General features: G+C 40.2%; 21 protein-coding genes. 20 read left to right on the top strand and 1 reads right to left on the bottom strand.

From position 1 onward, the window contains the following. Positions 1-96, top strand: a 96-nt coding sequence (locus tag HMPREF1518_RS10715) for an IS3 family transposase (protein ID WP_156025222.1), incomplete at its 5' end; no start/stop codon positions are given. A gap of 51 nt (positions 97-147) precedes the next feature. Here HMPREF1518_RS10715 and HMPREF1518_RS07950 read toward each other — a convergent pair. Further along, positions 148-1,134, bottom strand: coding sequence for an L-lactate dehydrogenase (locus HMPREF1518_RS07950; RefSeq protein ID WP_000204722.1), 987 nt, complete (start codon positions 1,132-1,134; stop codon positions 148-150). A gap of 194 nt (positions 1,135-1,328) precedes the next feature. On the opposite strand from HMPREF1518_RS07950, the gene gyrA reads away from it, so the two are divergent. From gyrA to HMPREF1518_RS07860, 19 genes are all read left to right on the top strand, one after another. Further along, positions 1,329-3,797, top strand: a complete 2,469-nt coding sequence (gene gyrA, locus HMPREF1518_RS07945) for a DNA gyrase subunit A (protein WP_033585396.1) — start codon at positions 1,329-1,331, stop codon at positions 3,795-3,797. Beyond that, complete coding sequence (locus tag HMPREF1518_RS07940) at positions 3,797-4,543, top strand: class A sortase (protein WP_000018512.1); 747 nt, start codon at positions 3,797-3,799, stop codon at positions 4,541-4,543. Before gyrA ends, HMPREF1518_RS07940 begins: the two co-directional genes overlap by 1 nt. A gap of 74 nt (positions 4,544-4,617) precedes the next feature. Next, positions 4,618-5,034 carry a hypothetical protein gene (locus HMPREF1518_RS07935; RefSeq protein WP_033585394.1) on the top strand — a complete coding sequence of 139 codons (417 nt, stop codon included), beginning with the start codon at positions 4,618-4,620 and terminating at the stop codon, positions 5,032-5,034. Between the two features lie 26 nt (positions 5,035-5,060). Then, positions 5,061-5,690 carry a hypothetical protein gene (locus tag HMPREF1518_RS07930; protein WP_033585390.1) on the top strand — a complete coding sequence of 210 codons (630 nt, stop codon included), beginning with the start codon at positions 5,061-5,063 and terminating at the stop codon, positions 5,688-5,690. Positions 5,691-5,821: 131 nt separating this feature from the next. After that, positions 5,822-5,944, top strand: coding sequence for a hypothetical protein (locus HMPREF1518_RS11055; RefSeq protein WP_260468146.1), 123 nt, complete (start codon positions 5,822-5,824; stop codon positions 5,942-5,944). A gap of 119 nt (positions 5,945-6,063) precedes the next feature. Continuing rightward, positions 6,064-6,405 (top strand): hypothetical protein, encoded by a 342-nt coding sequence (locus tag HMPREF1518_RS07925; protein WP_033585389.1) that lies wholly within the window; start codon positions 6,064-6,066, stop codon positions 6,403-6,405. 122 nt (positions 6,406-6,527) lie between these two features. Next, positions 6,528-6,875, top strand: a complete 348-nt coding sequence (locus HMPREF1518_RS07920; RefSeq protein WP_033585387.1) for a hypothetical protein — start codon at positions 6,528-6,530, stop codon at positions 6,873-6,875. Between the two features lie 124 nt (positions 6,876-6,999). After that, positions 7,000-7,797, top strand: coding sequence for a formate/nitrite transporter family protein (locus tag HMPREF1518_RS07915; RefSeq protein ID WP_000254787.1), 798 nt, complete (start codon positions 7,000-7,002; stop codon positions 7,795-7,797). A gap of 150 nt (positions 7,798-7,947) precedes the next feature. Further along, positions 7,948-9,228, top strand: coding sequence for an O-acetylhomoserine aminocarboxypropyltransferase/cysteine synthase family protein (locus HMPREF1518_RS07910; protein ID WP_033585385.1), 1,281 nt, complete (start codon positions 7,948-7,950; stop codon positions 9,226-9,228). 94 nt (positions 9,229-9,322) lie between these two features. Continuing rightward, positions 9,323-10,597: a DUF2130 domain-containing protein gene (locus HMPREF1518_RS07905; RefSeq protein ID WP_033585383.1), complete on the top strand. Its 1,275-nt coding sequence runs from the start codon at positions 9,323-9,325 to the stop codon at positions 10,595-10,597. A gap of 7 nt (positions 10,598-10,604) precedes the next feature. Further along, positions 10,605-11,516 (top strand): hypothetical protein, encoded by a 912-nt coding sequence (locus tag HMPREF1518_RS07900; RefSeq protein ID WP_033585382.1) that lies wholly within the window; start codon positions 10,605-10,607, stop codon positions 11,514-11,516. An 86-nt stretch (positions 11,517-11,602) separates the two neighbouring features. Next, on the top strand, positions 11,603-11,980 hold the full coding sequence (locus tag HMPREF1518_RS07895; RefSeq protein WP_000506904.1) for an SdpI family protein: 378 nt from the start codon (positions 11,603-11,605) through the stop codon (positions 11,978-11,980). Between the two features lie 110 nt (positions 11,981-12,090). Next, positions 12,091-12,969: a tRNA pseudouridine(55) synthase TruB gene (truB, locus tag HMPREF1518_RS07890; protein WP_033585380.1), complete on the top strand. Its 879-nt coding sequence runs from the start codon at positions 12,091-12,093 to the stop codon at positions 12,967-12,969. A gap of 110 nt (positions 12,970-13,079) precedes the next feature. After that, positions 13,080-13,718: a uridine kinase gene (udk, locus tag HMPREF1518_RS07885; protein WP_001181372.1), complete on the top strand. Its 639-nt coding sequence runs from the start codon at positions 13,080-13,082 to the stop codon at positions 13,716-13,718. A gap of 128 nt (positions 13,719-13,846) precedes the next feature. Further along, on the top strand, positions 13,847-15,187 hold the full coding sequence (gene xseA, locus HMPREF1518_RS07880) for an exodeoxyribonuclease VII large subunit (RefSeq protein WP_033585409.1): 1,341 nt from the start codon (positions 13,847-13,849) through the stop codon (positions 15,185-15,187). Then, positions 15,165-15,377, top strand: coding sequence for an exodeoxyribonuclease VII small subunit (locus HMPREF1518_RS07875; protein ID WP_033585378.1), 213 nt, complete (start codon positions 15,165-15,167; stop codon positions 15,375-15,377). The genes xseA and HMPREF1518_RS07875 overlap by 23 nt, the downstream gene beginning before the upstream one ends. Continuing rightward, on the top strand, positions 15,374-16,249 hold the full coding sequence (locus HMPREF1518_RS07870) for a polyprenyl synthetase family protein (RefSeq protein WP_033585377.1): 876 nt from the start codon (positions 15,374-15,376) through the stop codon (positions 16,247-16,249). The genes HMPREF1518_RS07875 and HMPREF1518_RS07870 overlap by 4 nt, the downstream gene beginning before the upstream one ends. Beyond that, the gene (locus HMPREF1518_RS07865; protein ID WP_033585376.1) at positions 16,242-17,057 is read left to right on the top strand and encodes a TlyA family RNA methyltransferase; all 816 of its coding nucleotides are present in this window, start codon (positions 16,242-16,244) and stop codon (positions 17,055-17,057) included. Before HMPREF1518_RS07870 ends, HMPREF1518_RS07865 begins: the two co-directional genes overlap by 8 nt. Beyond that, positions 17,050-17,481, top strand: coding sequence for an arginine repressor (locus tag HMPREF1518_RS07860; RefSeq protein WP_033585375.1), 432 nt, complete (start codon positions 17,050-17,052; stop codon positions 17,479-17,481). The genes HMPREF1518_RS07865 and HMPREF1518_RS07860 overlap by 8 nt, the downstream gene beginning before the upstream one ends. The last annotated feature ends 4 nt before the right edge of the window (positions 17,482-17,485 follow it).

Genomic DNA, 17,485 nt, shown 5'->3' with positions numbered 1-17,485 from the left:
GTTGTAGACTATATCAATTACTACAACAATAAAAGAATTAAAGTCAAACTAAAAGGACTTAGTCCTGTGCAGTACAGAACTAAATCCTTTCAATAATTATTTGTCTAACTTTTTGGGGTCAGTACATATTTGAGAACCTTCTTTTCATTAGTTTTTAGAAGCTGCTTGGAATTCAGGGTTTTTCCATGCTTCATCAATGATAGCTTGCAATTCTTTGGCAGATGCTTGCATTTTTTGAGTTTCAGCATCGTTCAATGGGATGTTTACTGGACGAACGATACCGTGTGCACCAACAACAGCTGGTTGACCGATAAAGACGTTTTTAACACCGTATTGACCTTCTTGGAAGACTGAAAGTGGAAGTACTGCATTTTCGTCATCAAGGATTGCTTTTGTGATACGAGCAAGTGCTACTGCGATACCGTAGTAGGTAGCTCCTTTTTTGTTAATGATTGTGTAAGCAGCGTCACGAACACCTTCGAACAATTCAATCAATTCAGCTTCTTGAACGTTTTGAGTATCTTTAAGGAATTCTTCAAGGTTTACACCAGCGATGTTAGCGTGTGACCAAACCGCAAATTCAGAATCTCCGTGTTCACCCATGATGTAGGCGTGAACGGAACGAGCATCAACATCCAATTTTTCAGCAAGTGCTTGACGGAAACGTGCTGAGTCAAGTGAAGTACCTGAACCGATAACACGTTCTTTAGGGAATCCAGAGAATTTCCAAGTTGAGTAAGTCAAAACGTCAACTGGGTTAGCTGCAACAAGGAAGATACCATCGAAACCTGATTCAACAACTTGTGTTACGATTGATTTGTTGATAGCCAAGTTTTTACCTACAAGGTCAAGACGAGTTTCACCTGGTTTTTGAGGAGCACCTGCAGTGATAACAACAAGGTCAGCGTCTGCACAGTCAGAGTATTGAGCAGCATAGATTTTTTTAGGTGAAGTGAAGGCAAGGGCGTGGCTAAGGTCAAGCGCATCACCAACAGCTTTTTCGTGCAATTGTGGAATTTCGATAATTCCAAGCTCTTGTGCAATTCCTTGGTTAACAAGTGCGAAAGCGTAAGATGAACCTACGGCACCGTCACCAACAAGGATCACTTTTTTGTGTTGTTTAGTTGAAGTCATTATCTAAACATCTCCTTCATTTTTTTTTAGGGGAATCCCCAGACACTTTCATTCTATCACTTTTAAAAAGCTTTGTCACGAATATTCTATTCGGTTATAGATGTAAACGTTTTAGTGGTTTTCAAAGACTGAAATGAAGGACAAATTATGGTATAATATATCTAATTACTAATAGTGAAATGAGGCATTTATTAATGCAGGATAGAAATTTAGTGAATGTCAATCTGACAAAGGAGATGAAGACCAGCTTTATCGATTACGCCATGAGTGTTATCGTTGCGCGGGCTCTTCCTGATGTTCGAGACGGTCTAAAGCCTGTTCATCGTCGTATTCTTTATGGAATGAATGAACTAGGTGTTACACCAGACAAACCTCATAAAAAATCAGCCCGTATTACAGGGGATGTTATGGGTAAATACCACCCACACGGGGATTCATCTATTTATGAAGCCATGGTTCGTATGGCTCAGTGGTGGAGCTACCGTTACATGCTTGTCGATGGGCATGGAAACTTTGGTTCCATGGACGGGGATGGTGCCGCCGCACAGCGTTACACAGAAGCACGTATGAGCAAGATTGCTCTTGAAATGCTTCGTGACATCAATAAAAACACAGTTGATTTCGTAGATAACTACGATGCCAATGAGCGTGAGCCCTTGGTCCTGCCAGCTCGTTTTCCAAACCTTTTGGTCAATGGGGCAACTGGTATCGCTGTTGGGATGGCAACTAATATCCCACCTCATAACTTGGGTGAAACCATTGATGCGGTGAAGTTGGTTATGGATAATCCTGAAGTAACTACTAGGGACTTGATGGAAGTCTTGCCTGGTCCAGATTTTCCAACTGGTGCCCTTGTCATGGGGAAATCAGGTATTCATAAGGCTTATGAGACTGGTAAGGGTTCGATTGTCCTCCGTTCTCGAACAGAGATTGAGACGACTAAGACAGGGCGTGAGCGCATCGTGGTAACAGAATTTCCTTATATGGTCAATAAAACCAAGGTCCATGAGCATATCGTTCGTTTGGCGCAAGAAAAACGAATTGAGGGCATTACAGCTGTACGTGATGAATCCAACCGTGAAGGGGTTCGTTTCATTATCGAAGTGAAGCGTGATGCTTCTGCAAATGTTATCCTCAATAACCTCTTCAAGATGACGCAGATGCAAACTAACTTTGGTTTCAATATGCTTGCTATTCAAAATGGCGTACCAAAGATTTTGTCTCTTCGCCAAATTTTAGATGCTTATATTGAACACCAAAAAGAAGTGGTTGTTCGTCGTACCCGTTTTGACAAGGAAAAGGCAGAAGCACGTGCGCACATCTTAGAAGGCCTTTTAATCGCGCTAGACCATATTGACGAAGTGATTCGTATCATCCGTGCTAGTGAAACGGATGCCGAAGCACAAGCTGAGTTGATGAGCAAGTTCAAACTTTCTGAACGTCAAAGTCAGGCTATCCTTGATATGCGTCTTCGTCGCTTGACAGGATTGGAACGCGATAAGATTCAGTCTGAATATGATGAATTGATTGCCTTGATTGCAGATTTGGCTGATATTCTTGCTAAACCAGAACGTGTGGCACAAATCATAAAGGATGAATTGGATGAAGTAAAACGTAAATTTGGTGACAAACGTCGTACCGAGTTAATGGTTGGAGAAGTCTTGACACTTGAAGACGAAGATTTGATTGAGGAGTCGGATGTCTTAATCACTCTTTCTAACAAGGGCTATATCAAACGTTTGGACCAAGGTGAATTCACTGCTCAAAAACGTGGTGGTCGTGGAGTCCAAGGTACGGGAGTTAAGGATGATGACTTTGTGCGTGAGTTGGTTTCAACCAGCACCCATGATCATTTGCTCTTCTTTACCAATAAGGGCCGTGTATACCGACTAAAAGGTTATGAAATTCCTGAATACGGTCGCACAGCCAAGGGATTGCCGGTTGTCAATCTTTTGAAGCTGGATGAAGGGGAGAGCATACAGACCATCATTAATGTTAAATCTGAACGTAGTGATGACGCCTATCTTTTCTTCACAACCCGTCACGGTATCGTGAAGCGAACCAGTGTTAAAGAATTTGCTAATATCCGTCAAAATGGACTTAAGGCTTTGAATCTCAAGGATGAAGATGAACTGATTAACGTCTTGCTGACAGAAGAAGACACAGATATCATCATTGGTACCAAATTTGGTTATGCCGTTCGCTTTAATCAATCAGCCGTTCGTGGTATGAGCCGTATCGCGACAGGGGTTCGAGGAGTTAACCTTCGTGAAGGAGATACTGTAGTTGGTGCTAGTGTCATCACTGACCAGGACGAGGTCCTTATCATCACTGAAAAAGGTTATGGTAAACGTACTCTTGCAACTGAATATCCAACAAAAGGTCGTGGTGGTAAAGGAATGAAGACAGCCAATGTTGCTGAGAAAAATGGCCCTCTTGCAGGTCTCCTCACTGTTAAAGGAGATGAAGACCTGATGATTATCACGGATACAGGTGTTATGATTCGAACAAATGTTGCCAATATTTCACAAACAGGACGCTCAACTATGGGAGTTAAGGTGATGCGTCTAGACCAGGATGCCAAGATTGTGACCTTTACAACGGTTGATGCGGTAGAAAAAGAAGAAGTTGGGACTGAAAACGAAACAGAAGGTAAAGCATAATGTCTCATAAAAAAACGAAAAGTAAGAAGAATAAGCGTAGGAATTTATTTCTCAATATTTTAGCAGTTTTCTTAATCCTTTTATCCTTAGCTTTGATTTTTAATTCAAAGATTCGAGATCTCTTTATGGTATGGAATACCAATAAATACCAAGTCAATCAGGTTACTAAAGAAAATATAGATGAAAATCTCAAAACAGAAGGAAATTTTGATTTTGATTCGGTTAAATCTATCTCATCTGAAGCAGTTCTAGCCGCTCAGTGGGACGCTCAGAAGCTTCCCGTTATTGGAGGAATTGCTATTCCCGAAGTGGAGATTAACCTACCGATTTTCAAAGGGCTGGATAATGTAAACTTGTTCTACGGAGCAGGAACCATGAAACCAGACCAAAAAATGGGAGAGGGCAACTATTCTCTAGCAAGTCACCATATCTTTACTGCTGAAAATGCCAGTCAAATGCTCTTTTCACCTTTAGTTAACGCTAAAGCGGGTATGAAAATTTACCTGACTGATAAGGATAAGGTTTATACTTATGAGATTACGGAAGTTAAACACGTTACTCCGGACCGAGTAGATGAAATCGAAGATCGTGATGGTATCAAAGAAATCACATTAGTGACCTGTGTGGACTATAATGCGACAGAGCGTATAATTGTTAAGGGGATTTTTAAAGAATCAAAAGCTTATTCAGAGACTTCTGAGGATATTTTGAAGGCCTTTAATCAACCGTATAGACAACGTTATTAACCTCAAAAACCAGTGAAGAAGCAATTTCACTGGTTTTTTGTCAAATTGAGACATCAGTCAAAGGAGAATGATGCATGTTCGAATATTTTTTGTTTGGAATGAAAACGATGTGGGAAAGTCCTGTCTTTAGTTTTGCCTTTTACTTATTAGCCTCTATTCTGTTACTAATCTTTTGGCGACGTTTTATAATTGTCCGTCGTAGTGGTGGTAATTTTTTTGCCCCGTTTCACATTGCCAATGGGAGATTTTATATTCACAATGCTTTTGTATTTGTGAAGAGAATCATTCCGCTGAATAACATCAGAAGGATTGAAGTCAAATATATTCGAAGTGTCAAATTGAATGGGGCAAGTTATCATTTGTTTATCGAAAGAAAAGATGGAAAAGCTGTCAGTTTTTTCTTCGGACAATCAAAACAGAATGATCTCCTTGTGAAGAATCTAAAGAATGAAACTAAAAACTACCATATTAGAATTGTAATAGATGGATAAGTGTTTAGCTTAAGAAAGGAATGATCATGGATAAGCTACAAGAAGTCAGAGAAAATGAACAGTTAAGGACCTTACTGATGACTGAATGTGATATTTATTTTTATGACAAGATAAGTGAAGTTCAGTTTTCAGGGAACAATGAGGAATACTCTCTTGCCTGTAAGGCATTTGCTCAAGACGGTAGTGGGGAAGAATATGTTTTTCTCGAAGATAACAGCATAGGCTTTATCGGAAGTGAGGGCCAAGTGGGGAGAGTAGCAGAAAGTCTGGATGACTTACTGATATTCCTACTTCACGCAGGTTGTATTTCGGATTTTAGCTGTCGGTATCTTTATCAGAACACAGACTTATTGAAAGCATTTTGTAGGGGCTATGTGTCTAAAATACGAGAAAGCTATCAGGCTAAGCAGGAAAATTGGGATCTGGTACGAGGAAGTATGGCTCAAAAACTATCACTTGATTTCAATCCCCAAAAACTAGAAAAAGTAGCCATGGCATTTTATCAAGCAGCGACAAGGAAGCCTGTCTTTTCCTGTAAGTATATAGACGGTGAAGAAGAATATACCTGTGATTCAGTCTTGTCGGACATTGTGGGCTTGTGGACGACAGAACTTGTAGGCATGAGTAGAGAAGAAATCGAAAACTATAAAATTTGATAATGTATGATGCTTGCAAGATGATCATTCAACTTTAATGGTATCTTTTCAATGTGAGAGGAAGCTAATCAGTAGGTTGAAAGGTTTATCGTAAGTAACCGAAGGATGCCTGGCATAAGAGAGGATAGATAATGAGTCAGTTAAGAGAAAAGTCTTTCGTTACGCTCAAAGAAGACATAACAAGTAGTTTTCCATTTGACAAGGATCTTCCTATGATATTCTTGGGAGGAATTGCCAATATGGCTGGACACTGAATCTTCATAGGAAAATCGGGGGAAGTGTTATTTTGGATATCATATTTCACATTTTAGAGAACTAAGTGAAGATGAGATATAGGACTTTCGCAGTAGGAAAAATAGATGAGGAGTTGACAATGAATAATCAGATTGACTTGGTACTTCCAAACTTATACGCAGAATTCTTGAGTAAAATCGACAAAGCAGGAGAGTTGATAATAGAGAATACAGGTATCATCTTATACTCGAAGCTAGATTTGCTAGAAAGAAACTCCACCTACCAAATAGAAGAGTGGGAACCTGATTTTTTCCTGATTGGGCAAGATGGGGATGTCGCTTTTTTTATAAAGAAAGATTCTGACGACACTATTTATATGAATGATTTGGGGGCATTAGGTTCACTGGAAATGAAACCCATATCTTTGAATATTTTCGAGTTTGTGCAACAAGCGAGTGAACATTATGATGATATCTTCTAATCATTGCAAGTGTTGTTATTTTATCATACGCGTGTGTGGAAGACATTTTTATGAAATCATTTGAACATTTTGATTAATGTTAATAAATTTTTAGTAAATGATAATGATTTGGAGAGTGAACAATGAATTTTGATGAGAGTTTACGGCAATACACTTATGAGCATGAGGGAGTGATCTTTGTTTGGGACGAAGAGCCTGATTGTGACTTTATAGATAAAGTTGAACTGTTATCAAAAAATTATCAGGAAAATCTCAATAGAATTATCAACTTCATGCTAGCTGATCTTAAGGAAATGTATGGAGAAGTTAGCGAGGAAGATGTGAAGAACAAGCTGGGGAAACCTATCATTGACTACAATCAAGGAACAGTTAGTTATTGTGAGCAAACCTTCGATGACTGGCACCTATTTGAGTTTGAATTTTTGGATGATCAATTTGAAACATTGAAATGTTTTTCTGTTAATGGGTAAAGGAGAGATTTATGGAATTCCCCCAATGCCTTGATTTTCTTTGTAGAAAACGTATACAAGAAAGGCTTTTCAAAATGCGTGCTTTATGTTATAATATTCACAAATAAAAGTTTAGGAGTTTTTTATGGTCTCTTCAGAATTTATCTCAAAGATTGAATTTGCTTGTAAGAAGAAAGAAAGTCTTTATAGTCAAAGCAAGTTTAAGTATGCAATTCGTTCCATGTTTGCAGGTGCCTTTTTAACATTTAGTACGGCTGCGGGTGCAGTTGGGGCTGACTTGATTAATAAAATCGCACCAGGCAGTGGTCGCTTCCTTTTCCCATTTGTTTTTGCTTGGGGATTGGCCTACATTGTTTTCTTGAATGCCGAGTTGGTAACTTCAAATATGATGTTTTTGACAGCTGGTAGTTTCTTGAAAAAAATCTCTTGGAGAAAAACAGCTGAGATTTTACTTTACTGTACCTTGTTCAATCTCATCGGAGCCTTGATAGCAGGTTGGGGCTTTGCCCACTCAGCAGCCTATGCAAATCTGACACATGATAGCTTCATTTCAGGGGTTGTAGAGATGAAGTTAGGTCGTTCCAATGAGTTAGTCTTACTTGAAGGTATTTTAGCCAATATCTTTGTAAACATTGCCATTCTTTCATTTGTTTTGGTGAAAGACGGTGGCGCCAAACTTTGGCTTGTCTTATCAGCAATTTACATGTTTGTATTCTTAACAAACGAACACATTGCTGCGAACTTTGCTTCTTTTGCGATTGTTAAGTTCAGTGTTGCAGCTGATTCAATTGCTAATTTTGACATTCCTAATATTCTTCGTCACTGGGGTGTAACCTTTGTCGGAAACTTTATCGGAGGAGGTCTCTTGATGGGATTACCATACGCTTTCCTCAATAAAAACGAAGATACTTATGTCGATTAAAGAAACGAGCACGAGTGAATCGTGCTTTTTTGTTTGATGTGTAAGACTAGTCATAGTTGTTCCTTATATCAAAATATAGAAAAACAGTATTGGAAAAGACTAGCCTAAGATGATACAATATCCCTAATGAAGCTATTTGGAGGTCGTCTTATGACTCGTGATTTTAAATTTGAAACCCTACAATTACATGCTGGGCAAGTAGTTGATCCAGCGACTAAATCTCGTGCAGTACCAATTTATCAAACAACATCCTTCGTTTTTGATGACACGCAAGAAGGTGCCGATTTGTTTGCTTTGAGAAAACCGGGGAATATCTATACCCGTATCACAAATCCTACAACAGCAGCCTTTGAAGAAAGAATCGCTGCTCTTGAAGGTGGTGTTGGAGCACTAGCGACAGCATCAGGTATGGCTGCTGTAACCTACACTATTTTGGCGCTTGCTCACGCAGGTGACCATGTGGTGGCTGCGTCAACTATTTACGGTGGGACCTTCAACCTCTTGAAGGAAACCCTTCCTCGTTATGGGATCACAACAACCTTTGTGGATGTGGATAATTTGGAAGAAGTGGAAGCAGCTATCAATGACAATACAAAGCTTGTCTTGATTGAAACCTTGGGGAATCCCTTGATTAACATTCCTGACTTGGAAAAATTGGCTGAGATTGCGCATAAACACCAGATTCCTCTCGTTTCAGACAACACTTTTGCCACACCATATTTGATTAACGTCTTCTCTCACGGTGTAGATATTTCCATTCACTCAGCAACTAAGTTTATCGGTGGGCATGGTACGACTATTGGAGGAGTGATTGTCGATAGCGGTCGTTTTGACTGGGCAGCTTCAGGGAAGTTCCCTCAATTTGTTGAGGAAGATCCGAGCTACCATAACTTGAGCTATACTCGTGATGTGGGTGCAGCAGCCTTTATTATCGCTGTTCGTGTTCAATTGCTCCGTGATACAGGTGCTGCCTTGTCACCGTTTAATGCCTTTCTCTTGCTCCAAGGGCTTGAAACTCTTTCACTTCGTGTAGAACGCCATGTGCAAAATGCAGAGAAAATTGTTGATTTCCTTGTCAACCATCCTAAGGTAGAAAAAGTCAACTATCCAAAACTTGCAGACAGTCCATATCATGCCTTGGCTGAGAAATATTTGCCAAAAGGTGTTGGTTCAATCTTTACCTTCCATGTCAAAGGTGGAGAGGCAGAAGCCCGCAAGGTGATTGATAATCTGGAAATCTTCTCTGACCTTGCAAACGTAGCAGATGCAAAATCGCTTGTTGTCCATCCAGCCACAACTACTCACGGTCAATTGTCAGAAAAAGACCTAGAAGCAGCAGGTGTTACACCAAACCAAATTCGCTTGTCGATCGGTCTTGAAAATGTAGAGGATTTGATTGAAGATTTGCGTTTGGCCTTGGAAAAAATTTAAAGTAACAGATATAAACAGTGGGTTTCGACTCGCTGTTTTTGATTTTCCCTCAGGCATGATATAATGGTTACAGAAGTCTAGAAAGAGGAAAGTTATGAACGAAATCAAATGTCCCAACTGTGGGGAAGTCTTTACAGTAAATGAAAGTCAGTATGCCGAACTCTTGTCTCAAGTGAGAACGGCTGAGTTTGATAAGGAATTACACGACCGCATGAAGCAGGAACTTGCCTTAGTTGAGCAAAAGGCTATGAATGAGCAGCAGTCTAAACTGGCTCAAAAAGACCAAGAAATTGCGCAATTGCAGAGTCAAATCCAAAACTTTGATACAGAAAAAGAATTAGCTAAGAAAGAAGTTGAGCAGACAAGCCATGAGGCCCTATTGGCAAAGGACAAGGAAGTGCAGGCCTTGGAAAACCAACTGGCTACCTTGCGTTTGGAGCATGAAAATCAACTGCAAAAGACCCTTTCTGACTTAGAAAAAGAACGGGATCAGGTCAAAAATCAGCTCCTCTTGCAAGAAAAGGAAAATGAGTTGTCTTTGGCTTCTGTTAAGCAAAATTACGAAGCCCAGCTCAAGGCTGCTAGTGAACAAGTCGAATTTTACAAGAATTTCAAAGCTCAACAATCTACCAAGGCAATCGGTGAAAGTCTGGAACAGTATGCAGAGAGTGAGTTTAACAAGGTTCGTAGTTTTGCCTTTCCAAATGCCTACTTTGAGAAGGATAACAAGGTCTCTGCACGTGGGTCTAAGGGGGACTTTATCTTCCGTGAATGTGATGAAAACGGAGTGGAAATTATTTCCATCATGTTTGAAATGAAAAACGAAGCGGATGGGACGGAGAAAAAGCATAAGAATGCAGATTTTTACAAGGAATTGGACAAGGACCGTCGGGAGAAGAACTGTGAGTATGCTATTTTGGTGACCATGTTAGAAGCAGATAACGATTACTTTAATACAGGAATTGTTGATGTCAGCCACGAGTATGAAAAGATGTATGTGGTCCGTCCTCAGTTCTTTATCCAGTTGATTGGACTCTTGCGTAATGCAGCGCTTAATTCCCTTAAATACAAGCAAGAGTTGGCCTTGGTTCGCGAGCAAAATATCGATATTACACATTTTGAGGAAGATTTGGACGCCTTTAAGCTAGCCTTTGCAAAGAACTACAACTCTGCTTCAACCAATTTTGGTAAAGCTATTGATGAAATCGACAAGGCCATCAAACGCATGGAAGAGGTCAAGAAGTTCCTAACCACATCCGAAAACCAACTCCGCCTCGCTAATAACAAATTGGAAGATGTTTCAGTTAAAAAATTGACCCGAAAAAATCCAACTATGAAAGCGAAGTTTGAAGCACTGAAGGGGGAGTGAGAAAGCAGTGGAAAATGAATTATTAGTATTGGGTACTGAAGAAGTAGATGAGTCTAAAAATATAAACTATGACGAATTAGAAGAACTATTGGAACAGCAATTTACAATGGAGTTTTCTAATCTCGAAAAATTAGAACTAGAATGTAAAGAGATTAGTTCACCAGATAAATTAGGAGATGTTATTTTAGATGAAATCTGGGATCAATTTGCGAATCAAATTGGTTTAGATATGACAAGTGACACGCTTCTTAAGCAGTATAACGATAAACATCCTAATGGTTATACAAAAGAAGAGGGTGCTAAAATAATGAAAGATAAAAGGTATACTGATGCAAAGAATGCTATGAAAGAAAAGCAAAAATCTGGAAATTTAAAGGATGAATATACTGGAAAAACTTTAAAATTAAATGAAAACGCAAATTTGGATCACGTTGTAGCACGTAAACAAATTTTTGAAAATTCTTGGAGAAAGATTGCTGATATAGATACTGCAGATTTAGCAAACAAAAAGGAAAATTTAGCAGCAACTAATGAATCGCTTAATAAAAGTAAAGGTGCAGAATCTAATAGCGAGTATATAAAGGATAGAGAAGTAAGAGAAAAAAATCTAAAAGAACAAGTTGAAAGAGCTAATAAAAAAATTGACAAGAAGGATATTTCAGATTTCGAAAAACGAAATCTGAACGCTATAAACGAAAAAAGATTAAATGATAAATACATTTTGCATGATTCTGCAAAAGAAACATTAAAAAAATATTTAGAATTACATAGTAACAATCCTGAAAATAAAAATGCAAATGGGCGATTTGCAAGAAATGTATTTGATAGGATAGCACGTTCTAGCGCACGTGTAAAAAAATGCTACAAAGTCAAATTGAGCAATTGCGCGATGATTTTGAGCGTGAACGTACTCAACTAGTGGATCAAATCGATCAAAAAGACAAGCAGATTGCTGACATGATCGGAATCTATCATTTAGAGGTAAAAGTAATGGAGGGAATTTAAATGGGATTTAGGATATTCATGCTAATCGTAGTTTTACTTATTCCGTTAACTATGCTTTTATTTGGCTGGCTATTTTTTAGGAGAACACCGAAAGAAATCAATTATGTATTCGGATACCGAACAAAAAGGTCCATGAGGAATGAAGAAACATGGAAGTTTGCGAATCAATATTTTGGGAAAGTATGGTATCTTTGCGGACTACTTTCAGCACCTCTCTCCGTGATTGCCATGGCCATTGTTTTTGAAAAGGGAACGGAGACAATGAGTACTGTTGGCTTTATTATCACGATGATTCAGACAATCCCTTTAGTTGGCGCGATGATTTCAACAGAGATTGCATTGAAGAAAAACTTTGATGAAAACGGGAGAAGGAAATAAACGAGGTATATCCATCACTAGAAGAAAAGCAGCAAATCTTTTGTTACAAAAGATAATTACATTATAATTCTTGAAGAAGATATTTCATGAATGAAATAAGAAAGCAACACATGAACGGTATTATCAATTTAAAAAAAGAAGCGGGGATGACTTCGCATGATGCGGTTTTTAAACTGCGTAAGATTTTGGGAACCAAGAAGATTGGTCATGGTGGGACCTTGGATCCGGATGTAGTGGGAGTTCTGCCAATCGCGGTTGGCAAGGCAACCCGTATGGTCGAATTTATGCAGGACGAGGGCAAGGTCTATGAGGGAGAGATTACTCTGGGCTATTCAACGACGACCGAGGATGCTAGTGGGGAAGTGGTCGCAGAGACTCCTGTTTTGTCGCCCTTGGATGAAACCATTGTCGATGAAGCGATTGCGAGTCTGACTGGGTCTATTACTCAGATTCCACCTATGTACTCGGCTGTCAAGGTCAATGGTCGTAAGCTCTATGAGTATGCGCATGCAGGTCAGGAAGTGGAGCGCCCAGAACGTCAGGTGACTATTTATCAATTTGAGAGGACGAGTCCGATTTCTTATGAAGGCGAACTTGTACGTTTTACTTTTCGTGTGAAATGCAGTAAGGGAACTTATATCCGTACCTTGTCAGTTGACTTGGGAGAAAAGCTTGGTTACGCGGCCCATATGTCCCATCTGACACGGACTAGTGCTGCAGGGTTACAACTGGAGGATGCTCTTACCTTGGACGAAATTGCTGAAAAAGTGGAGGCTGGTCAGCTGGACTTTCTCCATCCTCTTGAAATTGGAACGGGGGATCTTGTCAAAGTTTTCCTAAGTCCAGAAGAGGCTACAGAAGTGCGCTTTGGTCGTTTTATCAAGCTAGACCAAACAGATCAAGAACTGGCTGCCTTTGAGGGGAATAAATTGCTAGCTATTCTAGAAAAACGAGACAATTTCTACAAACCAAGAAAGGTTTTTAGCTAGTTTAACTGGAGTGTGGGAAGGATTTGTTTTCCCTAGGCTATCCAAATCAGACTATAAATTTTGCAAAAAATATGATAGAATAGACGACGGATAAAAAAACGGAGGATAGCATGCAAAATAGACCAATCATTATCGGAGTGACAGGTGGTTCTGGTGGTGGTAAAACCAGTGTTTCAAGAGCCATTTTATCGCATTTTCCTGATGAAAAGATTTCCATGATTGAGCATGATTCATACTACAAGGATCAGTCTCACTTGACTTTTGAAGAGCGTGTCAAAACCAACTACGACCATCCATTTGCCTTTGATACAGATCTGATGATCGAGCAGATTAAAGAATTGTTGGCAGGGCGCCCAGTGGACATCCCGACTTATGACTATACAGCGCATACACGGAGTAGCAAGACCTATCGTCAGGAGCCTCAAGATGTCTTTATCGTTGAGGGGATTCTGGTCTTGGAGGATAAGCGCCTGCGCGATTTGATGGATATCAAGATTTTTGTGGATACAGATGATGATGTGCGTATTATTCGTCGGATCAAGCGTGATATGGAAGAGCGTGGACGTAGCCTTGACAGTGTCATTGAGCAGTACTTAGGTGTAGTTAAACCTATGTACCACCAGTTTATCGAGCCGACCAAGCGCTATGCGGATATCGTCATTCCTGAGGGAGTCAGCAATACAGTTGCTATCGACCTTTTGACCACTAAGATTGCAAAGATTTTGGAAGAAGCGCGAAACAGTAAATAATCAGATGAGGAGGCCTAGCCTCCTTTTTCTATTTTTCCTTTAGTTTCAGTAGGAAAAAGGTGATTTTTAAGCATGTTTTTGGTATAATAATACCCGTGGAAAAGCAAGAAAATGAATAGTAGGTGGAGATGGAAAAGTATTTATCGGTAACAACTTTGACCAAGTATCTGAAAATGAAATTCGATAAAGACCCTTACTTGGAACGGGTCTATTTAACTGGTCAAGTTTCCAACTTTCGTAAACGACCTACTCACCAATATTTCTCCTTAAAAGATGATCATGCAGTTATTCAAGCGACCATCTGGTCTGGGATTTATCAAAAATTAGGTTTCGACCTCGAAGAGGGAATGAAAATCAATGTGATTGGGCGTGTGCAGGTCTATGAACCCAGCGGGAGCTACTCTATCATCATTGAAAAAGCTGAGCCTGATGGGGTTGGGGCGCTAGCGATTCAGTTTGAACAACTTAAGAAAAAATTGACGGAAGAAGGTCTATTTCAAGAGAGATTCAAGCAACCTCTTCCCCAGTTTGCTAAGCGAATTGGAGTGGTGACCAGTCGTAGTGGAGCCGTTATTCGAGATATCATCACGACCGTCAGCAGACGTTTTCCTGGTGTTGATATCCTTCTCTATCCGACCAAGGTACAAGGTGATGGAGCAGCGGAGGAAATTGCTCGAAATATTGCGCGTGCCAATCAACGTGAGGACCTAGATGTTCTCATCATTGGTCGTGGTGGTGGTTCCATCGAGGATCTCTGGGCCTTTAACGAAGAGATTGTGGTACGAGCTATTTTTGAATCCCGTTTGCCCATCATTTCTAGTGTTGGTCATGAGACAGATGTGACCTTGGCAGACTTTGTGGCTGATCGTCGTGCTGCGACGCCAACAGCTGCAGCTGAATTGGCAACGCCTGTGACCAATTTGGATCTATTGACGCATTTGCAAAATCAAGAAAAACGGATGGCAACAGCAGTTCAGAATGTCTTGTCAAAGAAAAAAGAGGCTTTGAAAAAATGCAGTCAGTCTGTTATCTTTAGACAGCCAGAGCGCTTGTATGATGGTTATTTGCAACGGTTAGATCAACTGCAACTGCGATTAAAACAAAGTTTTCAAACACGGATTTCTGATAATAAACAGCTAGTCCAAGCAAGGACGCATCAACTAGTCCAATTATCACCTATAACCAAAATCCAGCGTTATCAAGACCGGCTTGGTCAGTTGGACAAGCTCTTACGTAGCCAAATGGCGCTGGTTTATGATGCTAAGGTTGCTGAAGTGAAAAGACTTTCAGAAGCCTTGTTGATGTTGGATACCAGTCGAATCGTGGCGCGTGGTTATGCTATTGTCAAAAAAGAAGAGTCCGTTATCGATTCGGTTGAAAATTTGAAGAAAAAAGACCAAGTGACGCTTTTGATGCGAGATGGTCAAGTAGAATTAGAGGTTAAAGATGTCAAAACAAAAGAAATTTGAGGAAAATCTAGCAGAACTGGAGACCATTGTCCAAAGTTTAGAAAATGGTGAAATTGCTTTGGAAGATGCGATTGCGGCCTTTCAAAAGGGCATGTTCTTGTCAAAAGAGCTCCAAGCGACGTTAGACAAGGCTGAAAAGACCTTGGTCAAGGTCATGCAAGAAGACGGAACAGAAAGTGATTTTGAATGAAGAAGCAAGAAAAATTAGCTCTTGTTGAGTCGGTCTTGGAAGCCTTTTATGGAGACCAGCAGTTTGCTTCTAGTTTACGGGAATCTGTTCTCTATTCCATTCATGCTGGTGGCAAGCGTATTCGACCTTTTCTCTTGTTAGAAGTTCTGGAAGCCTTGCAAGTCACTATCCAACCAGCACACGCGCAGGTGGCTGCGGCCTTGGAAATGATTCATACAGGGAGTTTGATTCACGATGATCTTCCTGCCATGGATGATGACGATTACCGTCGAGGGCGGTTGACCAATCATAAGAAATTTGGCGAAGCTATGGCAATATTGGCAGGAGATGCCTTGTTCCTAGATCCCTATGCCTTGATAGCGCAGGCAGATTTGCCAAGTCAAATCAAGGTGGACTTGATTGCCAACTTATCCCTTGCTTCAGGAAGTCTGGGAATGGTTGCAGGGCAGGTTTTAGATATGGAAGGCGAACACCAGCACTTGTCCTTGGAAAAACTTCAGACCATTCATGCTAATAAGACTGGAAAATTACTAGCCTATCCTTTCCAAGCCGCCGCTATCATAGCAGAATTAGCGCCTGAAATCCAAGCAAAATTGAAAACGGTTGGTGAATTGATTGGGCTGGCCTTTCAAGTTCGAGATGATGTGCTGGATGTGACAGCTAGTTTTGAGGAAATCGGCAAGACTCCACAAAAGGATTTGCAGGCTGAAAAGTCAACCTATCCAGCCTTGTTGGGTTTGGAGGAGGCCATTGCTTTTTGTAACCAAACTCTGGATCAAGCTAATGCAAAACTAGAGGAAATTGCCCATCAGGTTCCCTTTGAAACAGAGCCGATTGTGAAAGTAGTAGAAAGTTTGAGAATCAATGGCTAAGGAAAGAGTGGATGTACTAGCTTATAAACAGGGTTTGTTTGAAACGCGTGAACAAGCCAAGCGCGGTGTCATGGCTGGACTAGTCGTAGCAGTCCTTAATGGAGAACGCTTTGATAAACCAGGAGAAAAAATCCCAGATGACACTGAGCTAAAACTCAAAGGTGAAAAACTCAAGTATGTCAGTCGTGGTGGTCTAAAACTGGAGAAGGCCTTGCAGGTATTTGATTTGTCAGTTGATGGAGCGACCACGATTGATATCGGTGCTTCCACTGGAGGATTTACTGACGTCATGTTGCAAAATGGTGCTGAGTTGGTCTTTGCAGTTGATGTTGGCACCAATCAGTTGGCTTGGAAATTACGCCAAGACTCGCGGGTTGTCAGCATGGAACAGTTTAATTTTCGTTATGCTGAAAAGACTGATTTTGAGCAGGAACCAAGCTTTGCCAGTATTGATGTGAGTTTCATTTCCCTCAGTCTGATTTTGCCTGCTTTGCATCGTGTCTTGGCTGATCAAGGTCAGGTGGTGGCTCTGGTTAAGCCTCAGTTTGAAGCAGGTCGTGAGCAGATTGGAAAGAATGGAATCATTCGCGATGCCAAGGTTCATCAAACTGTCCTTGAATCTGTCACTGCTATGGCAGTTGAACAAGGTTTTTCAGTGCTTGGTTTGGACTTTTCTCCCATCCAAGGTGGACATGGAAATATCGAATTTCTGGCATATTTGAAAAAGGAAGAGGGAGCAAGTAATCAAGTTGCCCCTGAAATAGAAAAAGTTGTAGAGAGAGCACATAGAGAATTTAAAGATGAATAAAAAAGAGAGACTTGAAAAAATTAGAAGATTTGTTACGGATTATCAAATCGGGACTCAGGAAGAAATCGTTGAGCATTTGAAGGAAGCAGGTATTTCTGCTACGCAAGCCACTGTCTCAAGGGACATCAAGGAGCTTGGTATTGTTAAAATTCCTTTGAAGAATAATACCTATATTTATGAGTTACCAAAATCAATCGTCAAAAGTTTGCAGTTGGCTGAGGACAATATTGTGAGTTACGAGCTTATGGGAAATATGATCAACCTTTCTGTCATTCCTGGAAATACTATTTTTGTGAAGAGTCAGTTGGTTGAAGCATTTTCTGAACAGATTTTTAGCTGTCTAGCTGATGATGATTCTATCTTAATTGTAGCTAGAACAGCAGAGGCAGCTGAAGAAATTGTTGAACAAGTCAAAAAATGGTAGGTCA

Source organism: Streptococcus sp. SR1, from assembly GCF_000526075.1.
In the GTDB taxonomy this organism is placed as follows: Bacteria; Bacillota; Bacilli; order Lactobacillales; family Streptococcaceae; genus Streptococcus; species Streptococcus halitosis.
This window is presented reverse-complemented; position numbering and strand designations above follow the sequence as displayed.